This is a genomic window from Faecalicatena fissicatena (assembly GCF_016900595.1).
GTDB classification, from domain to species: Bacteria; Bacillota; Clostridia; order Lachnospirales; family Lachnospiraceae; genus Claveliimonas; species Claveliimonas intestinigallinarum.
Window position 1 is genome coordinate 119790 of record NZ_JACLYY010000009.1, and the last position, 16574, is coordinate 136363.

At 49.7% G+C, this 16574-nt stretch carries 16 protein-coding genes, 1 tRNA gene and 1 pseudogene; 13 read left to right on the forward strand and 5 right to left on the reverse strand.

Annotation, left to right across the window (positions count from 1 at the left end; genetic code table 11):
• Positions 1-6 precede the first annotated feature (6 nt).
• A complete protein-coding gene (gyrB, locus tag H7U36_RS10465; RefSeq protein ID WP_138304812.1) occupies positions 7-1941 on the forward strand; it encodes a DNA topoisomerase (ATP-hydrolyzing) subunit B in 1935 nt (644 codons plus the stop codon).
• A 14-nt stretch (positions 1942-1955) separates the two neighbouring features.
• Complete coding sequence (gene gyrA, locus H7U36_RS10470; RefSeq protein ID WP_138304810.1) at positions 1956-4439, forward strand: DNA gyrase subunit A; 2484 nt, start codon at positions 1956-1958, stop codon at positions 4437-4439.
• A gap of 112 nt (positions 4440-4551) precedes the next feature.
• Here the strand turns inward: gyrA and H7U36_RS10475 are convergent, their stop codons facing one another.
• Positions 4552-5019: a C-GCAxxG-C-C family protein gene (locus tag H7U36_RS10475; RefSeq protein ID WP_033126056.1), complete on the reverse strand. Its 468-nt coding sequence runs from the start codon at positions 5017-5019 to the stop codon at positions 4552-4554.
• A 287-nt stretch (positions 5020-5306) separates the two neighbouring features.
• On the opposite strand from H7U36_RS10475, the gene H7U36_RS10480 reads away from it, so the two are divergent.
• The 3 genes from H7U36_RS10480 to H7U36_RS10490 all read left to right on the forward strand — a co-directional run bounded on the left by H7U36_RS10480 (position 5307) and on the right by H7U36_RS10490 (position 7553).
• A complete protein-coding gene (locus H7U36_RS10480; RefSeq protein WP_033126055.1) occupies positions 5307-5759 on the forward strand; it encodes a DUF2975 domain-containing protein in 453 nt (150 codons plus the stop codon).
• A gap of 35 nt (positions 5760-5794) precedes the next feature.
• The gene (locus H7U36_RS10485) at positions 5795-6022 is read left to right on the forward strand and encodes a helix-turn-helix domain-containing protein (RefSeq protein WP_033126054.1); all 228 of its coding nucleotides are present in this window, start codon (positions 5795-5797) and stop codon (positions 6020-6022) included.
• 133 nt (positions 6023-6155) lie between these two features.
• Positions 6156-7553: a DUF4153 domain-containing protein gene (locus H7U36_RS10490; protein ID WP_205156104.1), complete on the forward strand. Its 1398-nt coding sequence runs from the start codon at positions 6156-6158 to the stop codon at positions 7551-7553.
• Here H7U36_RS10490 and H7U36_RS10495 read toward each other — a convergent pair.
• On the reverse strand, positions 7550-8479 hold the full coding sequence (locus tag H7U36_RS10495) for a LysR family transcriptional regulator (protein ID WP_205156105.1): 930 nt from the start codon (positions 8477-8479) through the stop codon (positions 7550-7552). The two genes, H7U36_RS10490 and H7U36_RS10495, sit on opposite strands and share 4 nt — an antisense overlap.
• A 301-nt stretch (positions 8480-8780) precedes the next feature.
• Here H7U36_RS10495 and H7U36_RS10500 point away from each other — a divergent pair.
• From H7U36_RS10500 to lpdD, 3 genes and pseudogenes are all read left to right on the forward strand, one after another.
• Positions 8781-9368: pseudogene (locus H7U36_RS10500) on the forward strand (UbiD family decarboxylase); the annotation flags it as partial.
• A 7-nt stretch (positions 9369-9375) separates the two neighbouring features.
• Positions 9376-9963 (forward strand): UbiX family flavin prenyltransferase, encoded by a 588-nt coding sequence (locus H7U36_RS10505; RefSeq protein ID WP_033126051.1) that lies wholly within the window; start codon positions 9376-9378, stop codon positions 9961-9963.
• 41 nt (positions 9964-10004) lie between these two features.
• Positions 10005-10358: a prenylated flavin chaperone LpdD gene (gene lpdD / locus H7U36_RS10510; RefSeq protein ID WP_191493934.1), complete on the forward strand. Its 354-nt coding sequence runs from the start codon at positions 10005-10007 to the stop codon at positions 10356-10358.
• 85 nt (positions 10359-10443) lie between these two features.
• Here lpdD and H7U36_RS10515 read toward each other — a convergent pair whose 3' ends face one another.
• Genes H7U36_RS10515 through H7U36_RS10525 form a run of 3 tightly spaced genes read right to left on the reverse strand, consistent with a single transcriptional unit; the run spans position 10444 to position 12430 of the window.
• On the reverse strand, positions 10444-11172 hold the full coding sequence (locus H7U36_RS10515) for a hypothetical protein (protein ID WP_033126049.1): 729 nt from the start codon (positions 11170-11172) through the stop codon (positions 10444-10446).
• A 32-nt stretch (positions 11173-11204) separates the two neighbouring features.
• On the reverse strand, positions 11205-12065 hold the full coding sequence (locus tag H7U36_RS10520; protein ID WP_191493935.1) for an ABC transporter ATP-binding protein: 861 nt from the start codon (positions 12063-12065) through the stop codon (positions 11205-11207).
• Positions 12062-12430 (reverse strand): GntR family transcriptional regulator, encoded by a 369-nt coding sequence (locus H7U36_RS10525; RefSeq protein WP_033127110.1) that lies wholly within the window; start codon positions 12428-12430, stop codon positions 12062-12064. The genes H7U36_RS10520 and H7U36_RS10525 overlap by 4 nt, the downstream gene beginning before the upstream one ends.
• A 184-nt stretch (positions 12431-12614) precedes the next feature.
• Here H7U36_RS10525 and H7U36_RS10530 point away from each other — a divergent pair, with 184 nt between their 5' ends.
• From H7U36_RS10530 to H7U36_RS10550, 5 genes are all read left to right on the forward strand, one after another.
• Positions 12615-13457 (forward strand): fumarate hydratase, encoded by an 843-nt coding sequence (locus H7U36_RS10530; RefSeq protein WP_033127109.1) that lies wholly within the window; start codon positions 12615-12617, stop codon positions 13455-13457.
• A 25-nt stretch (positions 13458-13482) separates the two neighbouring features.
• Entirely contained in the window at positions 13483-14058 is a 576-nt protein-coding gene (locus H7U36_RS10535) for a Fe-S-containing hydro-lyase (RefSeq protein ID WP_330636907.1), read from the forward strand.
• A gap of 20 nt (positions 14059-14078) precedes the next feature.
• Positions 14079-14792 carry a lysophospholipid acyltransferase family protein gene (locus tag H7U36_RS10540; protein ID WP_191429340.1) on the forward strand — a complete coding sequence of 238 codons (714 nt, stop codon included), beginning with the start codon at positions 14079-14081 and terminating at the stop codon, positions 14790-14792.
• A gap of 12 nt (positions 14793-14804) precedes the next feature.
• Positions 14805-16166, forward strand: coding sequence for an MATE family efflux transporter (locus tag H7U36_RS10545; RefSeq protein WP_033127106.1), 1362 nt, complete (start codon positions 14805-14807; stop codon positions 16164-16166).
• Between the two features lie 35 nt (positions 16167-16201).
• Positions 16202-16289: transfer RNA gene (locus H7U36_RS10550), tRNA-Ser, on the forward strand.
• Positions 16290-16574 lie beyond the last annotated feature (285 nt).

Genomic DNA, 16574 nt, shown 5'->3' on the forward strand with positions numbered 1-16574 from the left:
GAGATTATGAGTACAGAAAAGGTACAGCACGAGTATGGGGCGGACGAAATTCAGATCCTGGAGGGGCTGGAGGCTGTCAGAAAGCGCCCGGGAATGTATATTGGAAGTACGTCAGCAAGGGGGCTACACCATCTTGTCTATGAGATCGTGGACAACTCTGTGGACGAGGCTCTGGCAGGCTTCTGTGACAAGATCCGCGTGCAGATCAACAAAGACAATTCTGTTACTGTAACGGACAATGGAAGGGGGATTCCCGTGGGAATCAACCACAAGGCAGGAATACCGGCAGTGCAGGTTGTATTCACTGTACTCCATGCGGGCGGAAAGTTCGGCGGAGGGGGATACAAGGTATCCGGCGGCCTCCACGGTGTGGGAGCCTCTGTCGTAAACGCCCTCTCCAACTGGCTGGAGGTTGAGATCTGCCGCGAGGGAAAGATCTATAAGCAGAGATATGAGCGCGGAAAGGTTATGAACGAGCTGGCGATCGTGGGGGACTGCGAGGAGGAAAAGAGCGGTACAAAGGTTACCTTCCTCCCGGACGACACTATTTTTGAGGAGACAGTCTTTGACTTTGATGTGCTCAAGAGAAGGCTGCGGGAGATGGCTTTCCTGACCAAGGGGCTGAAGATCATCCTTGTGGATGACAGACCGGAGGAAGGACCTGTGGAGAAGGAGTTCCACTATGAGGGAGGCATCAAGGAGTTTGTCACCTACCTGAACCGAAGCAGCACGCCTCTCTACGAGGATGTCATTTACTGCGAGGGAACGGTAAATAACGTGCAGGTTGAGGTGGCCATGCAGCACAACGACTCCTACACGGACAACACCTACGGCTTTGTAAACAACATAACCACACCGGAGGGAGGAACCCACATCGTGGGCTTCCGGAACGCCCTGACAAAAACATTTAACGACTATGCGAGAAAAAATAAGCTTTTGAAGGACAGCGAGCCCAACCTGTCCGGAGAGGATATCAGAGAGGGTCTGACTGCTATTGTCAGCGTCAAGATCGAGGAGCCCCAGTTTGAGGGGCAGACCAAGCAGAAGCTGGGAAACAGCGAGGCAAGGGGAGCTGTGGACAATGTGGTCAGCAAACAGCTTGAGATCTACCTTGAGCAGAACCCGGCCATCGCAAAGACTACAGTGGAAAAATCCGTCCTGGCCCAGAGAGCCAGGGAGGCGGCCAGAAAGGCGAGAGATCTGACCAGGAGGAAATCAGCCCTGGACGGCATGTCCCTTCCCGGAAAGCTGGCGGACTGCTCGGACAAGGATCCGGCTAACTGCGAGATCTATATCGTGGAGGGAGACTCCGCCGGCGGGTCCGCCAAGACGGCAAGAGACAGAGCCACCCAGGCCATTCTGCCCCTGCGAGGAAAGATCCTGAATGTGGAGAAGGCAAGGCTGGACAAAATCTACGCCAACGCGGAGATCAAGGCCATGATCACGGCCTTCGGTACAGGCATACACGACGATTTTGATATCTCCAAGCTGCGGTATCACAAGATCATTATTATGACTGATGCGGACGTGGACGGCGCCCATATCAGCACCCTGCTCCTCACCTTCATGTACCGGTTTATGCCGGAGCTGATCAAGCAGGGCTATGTCTATCTGGCAAAGCCCCCGCTCTATAAGCTGGAGAAGAACAAAAAGGTATGGTATGCCTACAGCGATGAGGAGCTGGATTCCATTCTCCGTGAGGTGGGACGTGACACCAACAACAAGATCCAGCGATACAAAGGTCTGGGAGAGATGGACGCGGATCAGTTATGGGAGACCACCATGGATCCCCACCACCGCATCCTCATGAGAGTGACTATGGATGAGGAGACAACATCCGAGCTGGATCTGACCTTTACCACCCTGATGGGGGACAAAGTGGAGCCGAGGCGGGAGTTCATAGAGGAAAACGCAAAATACGTGCAAAATCTGGACGTATAGAAAGGTAGAAGACAATGGAAGATAATATTTTTGATAAGGTCCAGGAAGTAGATCTGAAAGAGAGAATGGAGAAATTTTATATCGACTACGCCATGAGTGTTATCGCTTCCAGAGCTCTTCCCGATGTAAGAGACGGTCTGAAGCCGGTGCAGAGGAGAATTCTGTACTCCATGATCGAGCTGAACAACGGTCCCGACAAGCCCCACAGAAAATGTGCCCGTATTGTCGGAGACACTATGGGTAAATATCATCCCCATGGGGACAGCTCCATTTACGGAGCCCTGGTAAATATGGCCCAGGACTGGTCTACCAGGTACCCACTTGTGGACGGACACGGAAACTTTGGATCCGTGGACGGGGACGGCGCGGCTGCCATGAGGTACACGGAGGCCCGCCTGAGCAAGATTTCCATGGAGCTGACAGCGGATATCAACAAGGATACTGTGGATTTCACCCCCAACTTTGACGAGACGGAGAAGGAGCCAACGGTTCTCCCCTCCAGATTTCCCAATCTCCTTGTAAACGGAACCTCGGGAATCGCAGTTGGAATGGCCACCAACATCCCGCCTCACAATCTGCGGGAGGTCATTGACGCGGTGGTGCGGATCATTGACGATCAGATAGAGGACAAGGGAACCACCACTATCGAGGAGATCCTGCAGATCATCAAGGGACCTGACTTCCCCACAGGTGCCACCATCCTGGGGACAAGAGGCATTGAGGAGGCCTACAGGACAGGCCGCGGCAAGATAAGGGTGCGGGCTGTGACGGACATTGAGACTATGCCGAACGGCAAGAGCCGGATCATTGTCACAGAGCTCCCTTACATGGTGAACAAGGCAAGGCTGATAGAGAAGATCGCTGAGCTGGTAAGAGACAAGAAGATCGATGGAATCACAGAGCTCAGCGACCAGTCCAGCCGTGAGGGCATGAGGGTGTGCATTGAGCTCAGAAGAGACGCAAACGCCAATGTGATCCTGAACCAGCTTTACAAGCACACACAGCTCCAGGACACCTTTGGCGTGATCATGCTGGCTCTTGTAAACAACGAGCCCAAGGTCATGAACCTTCTGGATATGCTGAACTACTACCTGCAGCACCAGGAAGAGGTTGTGACGAGAAGGACAAAATATGAGCTGAATAAGGCGGAGGAGAGAGCCCACATTCTGAAGGGACTGCTCATCGCCCTGGACCATATCGATGAGGTGATCCAGATCATCCGCAGCTCCGCCAATGTGCAGGCAGCCAAGGAGGAGCTGATGAAGCGCTTCGACCTCTCGGATGCACAGTCTCAGGCTATCGTGGACATGCGTCTGCGGGCTCTGACAGGTCTGGAGAGAGAGAAGCTGGAGAACGAGTACAATGAGCTGATGAAGCGAATCGGCGAGTTGAAGGCAATCCTGGCTGACCGGAAGGTTCTTCTGGGCGTCATCAAGGAGGAAATCCTGGTTATCAAGGAGAAATACGGGGATGACAGAAGGACAAAGATCGGATACGACGCTTTTGACATCTCCATGGAGGATTTAATTCCAAGGGAGAATGTGGTCATTACCATGACAAAGCTTGGCTATATCAAGAGAATGTCTGAGGACACGTTCAAATCCCAGCACAGAGGAGGAAAGGGCATCAAGGGCATGCAGACCATTGATACCGACTATGTGGAGGAGCTCTTTATGACCAACACCCACCACTATATCATGTTCTTTACAAGCACAGGACGTGTGTACAGGATCAAGGGATATGAGATACCGGAGGCGGGAAGGACAGCAAGGGGAACCGCCATTATCAATCTTCTGCAGCTTCAGCCGGAGGAGAAGATCACAGCCGTTATTCCTATAGACGAGTACAGAGACGGTGAGTATCTGTTCATGGCTACAAGGAAAGGGCTTGTTAAGAAGACTCCCCTGAAGGAATACGCCAATGTGAGAAAGACCGGACTTGCCGCCATCACGCTGCGGGATGACGATGAGCTGATCGAAGTAAAATACACGGATGACAAGAAGGATATCATCCTGGCCACCAGGTACGGACAGTGCATCCGCTTCCATGAGACAGATGTGCGGCCCACAGGAAGAACCTCCATGGGCGTGAGGGGAATGAACCTGACTGACCACGACGAGGTGATCGGCATGCAGCTTGACTCCCAGGGAAGCCACCTTCTCATCGTGTCTGAGAAGGGCATGGGCAAGCGCACGGCTATGGAGGAATTTTCTCCCCAGAACAGAGGTGGCAAGGGTGTCAAGTGCTACAAGATCACAGAGAAGACCGGAAATGTGGTAGGCATCAAGGCTGTGGATGAAGAGGACGAGATCATGATCATCAACACAGAGGGAATCGTGATCCGCATGAAGTGCAGCAGCATCTCCATACTTGGAAGAATAACCTCAGGTGTAAAATTAATAAATTTACAGGAAAATGATAAGGTTGCCAGCATCGCGAAAGTGAGACAGGGCGACGAGGAGGAAGAGGAGACGACTGAAGAGCAGGAAAATGAGTAAGGGCGAGCAGTTACTAGAACAATTTGTAAAAACAGCTCTGAAATAGACAAATGAAAGGACTGACACAGCATTGGGAATTGCTCGTGCCAGTCCTTTATATTTGCGTGTCTGACTAACAGACGTCCTGAAACCTGCTGTCCTTCAGGTTTGCCAGAATGATTTCCGCAGTCTTTACAACCGTTCCGGAAACCATCTTTGTGCAGTGTGCCTTTCTCTCAGGAGACTGCTTTTCCATTCCCCTAGTCAGCACACGGCAGCAGGCGGCTCCGTAATTTTCTTTAAAAAAGTCATGGAGTTCATTGCAGAGCTTGAAGCAGAGCTGATTGCGGGGATCTCCCGGCTCTGTGCGCCCGTAAAAGTAGCCGATGCACATGGTTCCGCCCGCCAGAGCGCCGCAGATGCAGCCCGCTCCGCCAAGCCCCCACGGAAATCCGGAGCTTATGGCAATCGCGTCGTCAGACATCTCAAGCTCAAAATTTTTCTTGATAGCGTAGATAACAGACTCTGAACAGGTGAAGCCGGAGTTGAAAATATGTACGGCATCTTCCCTCAATTTCTCCATATCGATCGATGTATTCATAGAAAAAACCTCCTTTTGTAGATATTATAGGACGGAGGGGGAAAAACTGCAATTGGGGACGTAATATTTTGCAAAAATATTACGTCCCCAATTGCAGTTACCCCTGCCCTATTGTGTATCATCTCCCCTGTATTGTTGCAATTAATCTACAATTGAAACCAAAAAATATCGATAAACAATAAATAAATATTGAAATTCAATCTATCATGTGTTATATTCCTCTTAGAAAGTAACAGGTCAAAATGGAAATCAAGATAAAAAGAAATGTGGAAGGGAGAGATAGACGTATGAGAAATGAAAAGATTGTCAGGGCCACAAAGCTGATTCTGGATTTTATGTTTTATTCGGGAATTGTAGTTGTGGTGACGCTTCCGTGGACGCTGAAGCTGGCGGGAAGGTACTATGAGGCTGTTATACTGGAGCAGTATGTTCCCATGCTGCTTACGCTGGCAGTTTCCGGAATATTCGGAATATTGATTGTGGGGCAGCTTCGGAAGATGATGAGGACTGTGGTAAACGGCTCCTGCTTTGTGTATGCGAACGTGAAGAGCCTGCGACTGATGACAGGCTTCAGTCTCTGTATCTCAGCGGCGTTTCTTGTTGAAATGTTCTTTGTGCCCACTATTGCGACCGTGGTGATTGTGGTTATCTTTTTCGTGGCAGCGCTGTTCAGCCAGGTTCTGTCACAGGTCTTCGATGAGGCGGTCCGGTATAAGGAGGAAAATGACCTGACTATATAATGAAACGGAGAATAAGCAGCAGGAGGTGGCAAAAAATGGCGATCGTGATCGATTTGGATGTGGTCATGGCACAGAGAAAGATGGGAGTCAAGGAGCTGTCTGAGAGGATAGATATTACCATGGCAAACCTGTCTATCCTGAAAAATAACAAGGCAAAGGCAGTCAGATTTACAACACTGGATGCCCTATGCAGAGAGCTTGGCTGCCAGCCGGGAGATATTCTGAAATATGTCCCGGACGAAGAAGAGCAGGAGGTGGAGTAAAAGAATGGACGAAGCAGGTAAATTTGTAGAAAATAATCGGTATTTTGCAGGAATGAGTCTTTTATATGGAGTCCTGTTTACTGCCTTTTGTTATAAAAATCTAAACGGAATGGCTTTTTTACTGCATGCGGTCATGACAGTGGGAATTGCATTTCTCTTTTTTGACAGACTGGGGATGTCCTGCAGGAGAGAATTTTTCCCCTATGGCCTGGGAATTCTCCTTCTTGGAGTTTCCACAGTGATGACGGACTCGGGATTTCTCGTGGTTTTTAACTGGACGGGGATCATGCTCCTCTTTATGGCGGGAATGATCCGCTGCTTCTGTGGAGATGAGGAGTGGCAGTTTTCTGCTTACCTGAGAGCGATCCTGGTCATGGGAGTCAAGACTGTGCTCTATTCCTTTCATATCTTTCACATCAAGACCTGGAGAAAGGGAAGTGTGGAAATGATGGAGAAAATGGGGGAGGAAAGTGATCAGGAAAGGAAGAGAAAGGAGAAAATGAGCTCCGTGGTGACAGGGATTGCGATCGCGGCTCTTCTGCTTGTGGTCATCTTTCCGCTCCTTGCAAGCTCAGACCGGGTGTTTGCAGGTATTTTTGAACAGATTTTCCGGATGCCGGAAAACCTGAATATTAGCTCTGTTGTGGGAATGGTGTGCATGACCCTCTTTGGTGTGCTGCTTATCTATGGCGTCTTCTGCGCCTTTGCATCCGGAGGATGCAGGAAAAAGGAGAGGGAAAAGAAAAATTACGAGGCGGTCACAGGCATCACCTTTACTGCAATCCTGGCTGCTGTATACGTACTGTACTGCTGCGTCCAGATTTATGTTCTTTTTTTGAAAAATGAGGGCGGACTTCCGGATGGCGTTACATACGCGAGCTATGCCCGGGAGGGATTCTGGCAGCTGCTTTTTGTGGGCATCATCAATCTCATCCTTGTTATTTCGGTTGTATATGCATTTCAGAAAAACAGAATTTTAAAGATTATACTGACGATCATATGCGGATGTACCTTTATCATGAATGTATCTGCCATGTACAGAATGTTCATGTATGTGCGTGTGTATCACATGACATTTCTTCGAATTCTTGTGCTCTGGTTTTTGATACTAAATATGGTCATGATGATGGGAGTAGTGATTTTTGTTTATAAAGAAAATTTTTCGTTATTCAGATTTGTGACAGCTACCGTCTCCTGCGGATATATCCTGCTGTCCTTTTTGCATCCGGATTATCTGGCTGCATCCTACAATATCCGTACGATGGAACAGATGACCGCTGTTGATGCGGTCTATATGCTGGACACATCCTCCTATGACGCGGCGCCGGCTCTGGCAGAAATTAATGTGGGAGAACTGGACTACTCAGACGGACTTTACACAGAGAGAATGGTGGAAAATATTCATTGGCAGTATTTCAGGCGGGCACAGCAGGACATGGACAGAAGAAGTCCAAGAGAATACAACTTTTCCGTGTGGAAGGCATCCAGGCTCTCACCCCGGGATGTGGATCACGAAGGTGGAGAGGATTAAGCCGGAGAGTGTTTCTGAAAAAAATTAATTAATTTCTCCTGGGCGGGCGTGATGTGTCCGCCCTTTTTCATGCACATGACCACCGGAATAGCCGTATCCTCCTTAAGTGGAACAAGACGAACGTTTTCATGGTGGAAAATTTCAAAATTACTCCCGGGCAGGAGACTGACCCCCTCGCCGATGGAGACGGCGCTTATGATGGACTCCACCCTTCCGGTGCGGACAATAGTGGGAGGGATGCCGCGGCTCTGGAAAAGCCCGGTGCAGAATTGAAAGACGGACGTATAGCGGTTCATCAAAATGAGAGGCATCTGCGCCAGAGTGTCAAGAGAAAGAGGAGAAGGACATGGGGAAAAAAGCTCCCTGCAAAGCTCTGACGAGAAGCCCAGCTTCCGACAAAGTGGCTCACTGTCCGGCAGGACAGCAAAGAGGTGGTCATCCGCAAGGGGAAAGACAGAAGCATGCAAATTCTCCACCATATTTTTCCTGGAGATAATCAGAGTATATTTCCCGTTTAAAAGTCCGGGAAGGAGGTCTGGCTCCGCCACCTCCTCGAGAGTCAACCGGATGTCAGGGTATTTTTCTGAAAATTCTCTGAATTTGCCAGTCAGGTGGTACTGTGGAAGAATGGGGAGCGTGCCAAGACACAATGTCTGCTCTTTCAGGTGGCGGTAGGGAGCCAGGTGCTCCAACGAATTTTTATATTCATCCGAAAGCCTGAGACAGTCCTGATAGAAAATCTTACCTGCCTCAGTGACAGATGCCCTGCGGCGGCTTCTGTCGAGAAGCTTTACATCCAGCTCTTTTTCCAGCTTCATGATCTGTTTGGAGAGAGCGGACTGGGTGATGTGGAGCTTTTCAGCTGCCTCAAAAAATGTATTATTTTCTACAACCGCAATAAAATCTTGGATCTGATCAAAGGTCATGAAAATTCTCCTCTATCTGTGTAAATGTATATGCATAAAATTATTCATTCCGTTTTGGAATTAATTGTACCACAAATTGAATTGATAGGATACAGAAAAGCAGATAAAATAGAGCTGGAAATTAAATGCAGGATGAACAGGAGGAAATGGAATGGAAAATAAAGTAAACGATCTTCGCAGCGCACTGGCGCTTCTGAAATCCATACCGGGACAGCTGATCGAGACAGATGCGGAAGTAGAGCCCATGGCCGAACTCTCCGGCGTGTACAGACATGTGGGAGCAGGAGGGACTGTGATGCGCCCTACAAAGGAAGGCCCTGCCAGCGACCAGTGCTGGCTCATTAAGGTGACAGCCGTGACTCACAGGAAGGATCCCATCATGCAGACCTGCATTGGACCCAGCGAGGAGCACGTGTCCATGGCGGGCATCCCCACAGAGGCCAGCATTTACGGCATGATCGAGAAGGCCATGCCGGGAAGGCTGAAGAATGTGTACTGCGCTTCTCCGGGAGGCGGAAAATATATGGCTGTCCTCCAGTTTCAGAAGCTCTCGCCAAGTGATGAGGGAAGGCAGAGACAGGCGGCTCTCCTTGCTTTCTCCGCCTTCAGTGAACTGAAGCATGTGTTCATTGTGGACGAGGATGTGGACTGCTTTGACATCAATGATGTGCTCTGGGCTATGAACACCAGGTTTCAGGGAGATGCGGACATTATTACCATACCAGGAGTCCGCTGCCATCCGCTGGATCCCTCCAATGACCCGTCCTGTTCGGCGAGTATCAGGGATCACGGTATTGCCTGCAAGACGATTTTTGACTGTACAGTACCCTACGATCAGAAGGAGCGGTTCGTGAGAGCAAGGTTTATGGACGTAGAGCCAGAAAAATAGGTGAAAGATGCAAAATAGTGAATTGAGAAAGAAAAAAATTATCGTTGCAGCTACAGGTGCAAGTGGGATGCCGATTTTGCAGGAATGTCTGCAGATGATCCGTCAGGAGCCCGCGTATGAGTCAGTCCTCATCATGAGCAGGAGCGCGGTACTCACCATGGAGCACGAGCTGGACTGCACAAAAGAAGAAATAGAGAAGCTGGCAGATCAGGTGTACAGCCCGGAGGAAACAGGGGCCGGGCCTGCCAGCGGCTCCTACAGAACGGCGGGGATGCTGATTGTCCCCTGCAGCATGAAGACAGTGGCCGGCATCTGCGGCGGCTATGCGGACAACCTGATCCTCCGGGCCGCTGATGTGACCATCAAGGAGCAGCGGTCTCTTGTCCTGGCAGCACGGGAGACGCCCTTAAGCCCCATTCATCTGAGAAATATGTATGAGCTGTCCAGAATGCCGGGAGTCCGGATCATTCCGCCTATGCTCACCTTTTACCAGAAGCCGGAGTGTATTCAGGATATGATACACCATATAGCCGCCAAGCTTGTGGAGCCCTTTGGAATTGAGGCAGAGGGATACCGCCGGTGGGAGGGAATCTAGCCAGAAGAGTCGGAAGAAGCATGTCTTAGAGGAAAATTTAAATGGAAGAAAAAGTGATAGAAAGAGAGCTCTCTTTTGCAAAATTAACTATAAAGTTTACAAAGGTTGGAAAAGATTATCATATACTTCTCCAGGGAGGAGACAGTTCACATATTGGCTGTACAGTGCTGGCTCTTCCCCGCCCTTCCCTTAAGGGGGATGGGAGACCTGGAAGCACAGCCTCTGTCATCAATGTGACAGGACACAAGGACGAGTATCTGTGCCGGTACCTGGCAGAGAAGATGGCCGCGTCCAGGAATGCCACGGTGGTGTGCACCGGCGGCTTTCATGTGGACGGGATCACAGAGGAGCAGATCGGAGAGGTCCAGAGGGCTGTGGAGGAGATTGAAATATAAAGAAAAGATAACCTACAGTAAAAAAGCCCTCCGGATACGATGTTGATCATCAGCCGGAGGGCTATCTGTATGATTTTGTGAGAATTCAGATCTGGGCGCCTTTCACAGCCCTGTAGCTAATACCAGTAATGACCAGGGAGAAGACGGTCAGCGACACCATCCCGATGAAGGGATTGCCGTTGGAGGTGTCCGAATATCCCATGCAAAAGAGAAAGAGGGACATCAGTCTGGCAAAAACTTCCGGGAAGGCCACCATGAGGACAGGGATGCCTCCGACTACCAGAAGGGGAAGCCCAACCGCAATGCCGATCTTCCCGGACTTGGGAGAGCGGTAGAAGCAGATGGATATGAGATACCCCACCACAAAGAAGGCGTACATGAGAAGGAAGGTGATCACCAGCTCTATCAGCAGGCGCAGCACAGGGCCGGCACTGGTCATATAGCCATAGTAGAGTGTGGAGGAGAGGGTCATATAGGTTATATTGCTGCCGGGCAGCGCCTCAAACACGTGGAGGGCCAGCACATCCATGATGGACATGACAGCGCTGAGGACTACAAGGCACATGCAGGCGCCAGCGAAAATCTTCTTTCTGGAGACGCTGTTCTGCATAAACAGGTAGAAATACTCCCGGAACATGCAAAGCCCTACGATGAAACAGAAGAACTCGGAGGAAAATCCAAGCCCGCCTCTCTTCGTGCTGCCGGTCACGTTCAGCCCGACTACAGCGAGAGCAATGATAAGGATGATGACGAGATAGTAGACGACAAGCGCCTTGGCAAGGTCAAAACACTGATATTTCAAAATCTTTTTCATACTCTTTAACACTCCTTTCAGATCAGATACAGCTACATAGAGGTGAGTTGGATAAACAGCTTCTGCAGGTCCATGGCTGACCTCTCCAGACCTTCAGGCATCCGAGAGCCCGTATCGCCGCAGATGTAGACTGACTTCAGCCCGCCGATCGTGTCTGAGCCGATCACCTCCGCACCAGCCGGCAGGGAGGAGACATAGGCGTCCACCTGAGAGATGGTTCCGGACACTGTGCAGCTGTTTTCCAGGATGCTGTCCCTGGACTGATTTTTCAGAATTTCACCTTTTTTTATGATAATTACTTCTTCTATGACATTTGCCACCTCTTCGATGAGGTGGGTGGAGATCACCGCCGTAAACGGCTCCTCGCTGTACTTTTCAATCAAAAGTCTGTAAAAGAGATCCCTGTGGTAGGCATCCAGTCCCAAAACCGGCTCGTCGAAAAAGACGTAGGGCACATTCACGGACAGGGCCAGCACATTTCGGAAGATGGACTGGTAACCGGTGGACAGGCTTTTGATCTTCTTTTTTATATTCAATTCAAACATTTCCGAAAGCTTCAGCGCATACTCCTCGTCAAAGGAAGGGTAAAAGGTCTTTGTCACCTTGAAGGCGTCCCTTACCCTCATGCTCTCCGGGTAAAGGTTCATCTCATTGATGAGGAACATTTTCCTAAGAGCCTCGTCGTTTTCCGCCGCGGGAACACCGTCCACTGACACATACCCCTCGTTCGGATATTTCCGGTTGCTGATGATATTGAGGAGAGTGGATTTGCCGGCTCCATTTCGCCCCAGCAGTCCGTAGATTTTTCCCTCCTCAAAGGTGAGGCTCACATTTCGCAGAGCCTGTGTGTCCTTAAAGGACTTGGATACGTTTTTTACTTCGATTCCTCTCATTTAGAAAACCCCCTCTCGATCATGGCAATGACATCCTCGCTTGTGATGCCAAGCCTCTTTGCCTCGTCCACAAGGCTGCTTATATAGTTCGCGTAAAAATGGTCCTGCCTCTTTTTTCTGAGCTTCTGTACAGCTCCCTCTGCCACAAACATGCCAACTCCCCTTTTCTTATAAATAATGTTGTCGTCCACAAGAAGATTGATGCCCTTGAGGGCTGTAGCCGGATTGATCTTATAATTCACGGAGAATTCCGTAATGGACGGAATCTGCGACTCCTCCGGAAAGGCCCCCGTGAGGATGCCGTCCTCAATTCCCTCCGCTATCTGGATAAAAATAGGCTTATCCTGGCCTGGATTGATATTCACTCCATAGACACCTCCTTAATTGGTGTTGTGGTTAATTAGTTGAGTAATTAACTATATATGTATTAAAGCATGAGGGTAGGAAAATGTCAATACTGGAATTGAAATATATGGATAAAGACAGTATACTAGTTAGGGAATATACGGGCGGAGGCGCCCTTACACTATTTACATTGGGAGGAAATCAATGCGGACAGTCCAGGTAAGTGAGATAACAGAAAACATTAAAGAAATGTGTATAGAGGCCAACCATTATCTGTCAGAGGATATGGAGGCTGTTATGAATCGCGCGGCAAAGACAGAGGCGGCGCCCCTGGGGAGACAGATATTAGCACAGCTCAGGGAAAATCTGGAGATTGCGGCCAAGGATATGATTCCCATCTGTCAGGACACGGGCATGGCGGTCGTCTTTCTGGAGATCGGCCAGGATGTGCACCTGGAGGGAGGACTTCTGGAGGATGCCGTAAATGAGGGTGTCTGCCAGGGATACACAGAAGGGTATCTGCGGAAATCTGTTGTGGGAGATCCTATCCTCAGAGAAAATACAAAGGACAATACACCCGCTGTCATCCATACAAGGATCGTGGCAGGGGATAAAGTAAAGATCAAGGTGGCACCCAAAGGATTTGGAAGCGAAAATATGAGCCGGGTTTTCATGCTTAAGCCTGCGGACGGTCTGGAGGGAGTGAAAAACGCCATTCTGACGGCTGTCAAAGATGCGGGCCCCAACGCCTGTCCGCCCATGGTTGTGGGCGTTGGCGTGGGAGGCACCTTTGAGAAATGTGCCCTCATGGCAAAGGAGGCGCTGACAAGGGACGCAGGCTCTCACTCTTCCATTCCGTGGGTGAAAGAGCTGGAGGAGGAGATGCTGGAGAAAATCAACTGTCTCGGCATCGGGCCGGGAGGACTGGGAGGAAGCACGACAGCCTTTGCGGTCAATGTGAACACCTATCCCACCCACATTGCGGGTCTGCCGGTGGCTGTGAACATCTGCTGTCATGTAAACCGGCATGTAGTGAGAGAAATATAGGAGACGGAATATAAAAGCTGGTCATATACAAAGAAACAGGAGAGCGGAAAATATGGAAAAACATATGAATGTGCCAATGACAAAGGAAGAGGCAGCAGGGCTTAAATCCGGGGACTATGTGTATCTTACAGGTACCATATACACGGCCCGGGATGCAGCACACAAGAGGATGGACGAGACCCTGGACAGAGGGGAAAAGCTTCCTCTTGATATAAAGGATCAGGTTATCTATTACATGGGCCCTTCCCCGGCAAGGGAAGGCCGTCCCATCGGGTCAGCAGGCCCTACAACGGCCAGCCGGATGGACAGGTACACTCCCAGGCTTCTTGATCTGGGACTTGGAGCCATGATCGGAAAAGGAAAGAGGACCCAGGATGTGATGGATGCCATCGTGCGCAACGGCTGTGTCTATTTTGCGGCGGTGGGCGGAGCAGGCGCCCTTCTGTCGAAATGTATCAAAAAATCAGAGGTGATCGCCTACGATGATCTGGGAACAGAGGCCATACGCCGCCTGGAGGTGGAGAATTTCCCGGTCATCGTCGTCATTGACAGCCAGGGAAATAATCTTTACGAGACGGCCATCAGAGAATACAGGAAATAAAATAGAAGGAGCTAACGATAATGAAAAGGATATTACTAATGATCTTCCGGAACATCCTCCTCGTTCCGTACGCGTGGTGCAAGCTCTGCTATCACGCGGCACACACAGAAAAATATACGGATGAGGAGCAGTACGCCCTTCTGAAATATATCACCCTACGGGCAAACCGGGGCGGCAATGTAAAGATCGCCTCCTTTGGAGTGGAAAATCTTCCGAAAGAGAACGGATTTATGTTTTTCCCTAATCACCAGGGACTTTACGATGTGCTGGCCATCATTGAGGCCTGCCCCAGACCCTTTGCCGTGGTGGCGAAAAAAGAAATTGGAAACATCCAGTTTTTAAAGCAGGTTTTTGCCTGTATGAAGGCCTATATGCTGGACAGAGAGGATGTGCGCCAGGCCATGCAGGTCATCATCCACGTGACAGAGGAAGTGAAAAAAGGACGCAACTATCTGATTTTTGCGGAGGGAACACGGTCAAAGAACGGCAACCATCCCGGGGAGTTCAAGGGAGGCAGCTTCAAATCTGCCACAAAGGCCAAATGCCCTATTGTCCCGGTGGCCCTTATCGATTCCTTCAAGCCCTTTGACACTAATACCATTAGCCCGGTCACAGTCCAGGTACATTTCCTGGAGCCCATGTACTATGAGGAGTACAAGGATATGAAGACCACAGAGATAGCGGCGGAGGTGAAGAAGCGGATCGAGGCGGTTATCAGTCAGTATGCGAAATAAAAGGGGATTAATATGTCTGTAAAAACAGATGCTTCCCGGCAGATCACGGAGGGAGTTATATGGAAGCAGCTTCTTATTTTCTTCTTCCCGATCATGCTGGGGAGTTTTTTTCAGCAGCTTTATAATACAGTAGATACAGTGGTAGTAGGGCAATTTGTGGGGAAAGAGGCGCTGGCTGCGGTAGGCGGCTCCTCCGCTCAGATAGCCAGTCTTGTGGTGGGTTTTTTCACAGGCCTCTCCTCAGGGGCATCCGTCATTATCGCTCACTTTTTCGGTGCGAGAGACAGAAGATCTGTCAGCAGGGCTGTACACAATGCGTATGTACTGGCCGTGGCAGGAGGAATTGTCTTGACGGCAGCAGGCATTTTCCTGACTCCATCCATGCTGGAATGGATGAATACACCTGGGGAGATCATGGGGGATGCGATCCTCTATCTGCGCATTTATTTTGGGGCTCTCACCTTTACCTTCATATATAATATGGGCTCCAGTATACTGAGGGCGGCGGGAAATTCACGTACGCCCCTCTACTATCTGATTATCTGCTGCTTTGCAAATATTGTGCTGGACATTGTGTTTGTGGCTGGACTTGAGATGGGCGTGGCGGGAGCTGCCGCAGCTACATTTCTCTCCCAGGCGCTCAGCGCGGTTCTCATTACGATCCGGCTGGCCAGGGACAGAGGGGCGCTGCGGATCACACTGAAGAGGATGCGCTTTACATGGTCTATTCTCTTCTCACAGCTTCAGCTTGGGATACCGACAGCAGTGGAGTCTATCCTGTTTGCCATTACAAATATAGCCATCCAGGCGGCGCTGAATACCTTTGGAACAGACACGGCAGCAGCCTGGTCCGCCTTTGGAAAGATGGATGCTGTGTTCTGGATGGTCAGCACCTCCTTCGGCATAGCCATCACCTCCTTTGTGGGACAGAACCACGGCGCAGGAAAGAAGGACAGAGTAAAAAAGAGCACAAAGATCTGCCTTCTCATGGATTTTGCTGTGTCCACTGTCATTGTGATCCTGCTGGTGGCAATGAGGACTCCTCTTTTCCGTATGTTCACGTCCGATCAGAATGTCATAGAGATTGGGAGTCGGATGGTGCTTCTCATCACCCCGTGGTATGTGGTCTACGTGTTCATCGAAGTGTTGGCGGGTGCTATGAGGGGCGTGGGAGACGTTCTCGTACCTATGATCATCACGCTGGTTGGAATTTGCCTTCTCCGGATTGCCTGGCTTGTGGGAGCCATGGAAATAGCGCCTACTATCAATGCCATTATATTCAGCTATCCGGTAACTTGGATACTGACAGCGCTTGCTTTTATCCTATATTACAGTAGAAAAGCGTTTTTGGAGAATAAGAAAAAAATACGTTGACAATCATGCGGGGGTTTAGTATAATAACTTCTGCTGGAGAAATACTCAAGAGGCCGAAGAGGCGCCCCTGCTAAGGGTGTAGGTCGGGCAACCGGCGCGAGGGTTCGAATCCCTCTTTCTCCGTTAGGCAAAAACTGCTGAGAAGCTCAGTGGTTTTTTGTTTGCCTTATTGAAGAAGGAAAACAATGGAATATATTGTGTTTCTTCTATTGTAAATATACTATCGATTGAGTGTTGAGAAAAAATAAAAAAACTTCAAAAAAAGTATTGACACAGAAGAAAAGAGATGGTATTATATTTAAGCTGACTCGCGAGAGACAGCAAAAGACAAAAAGAACCTTGATAACTGAACAATAGACAACGACCCTGAAAATTTCTAAGAGAAATATTCAGAACGGAAATCAGACC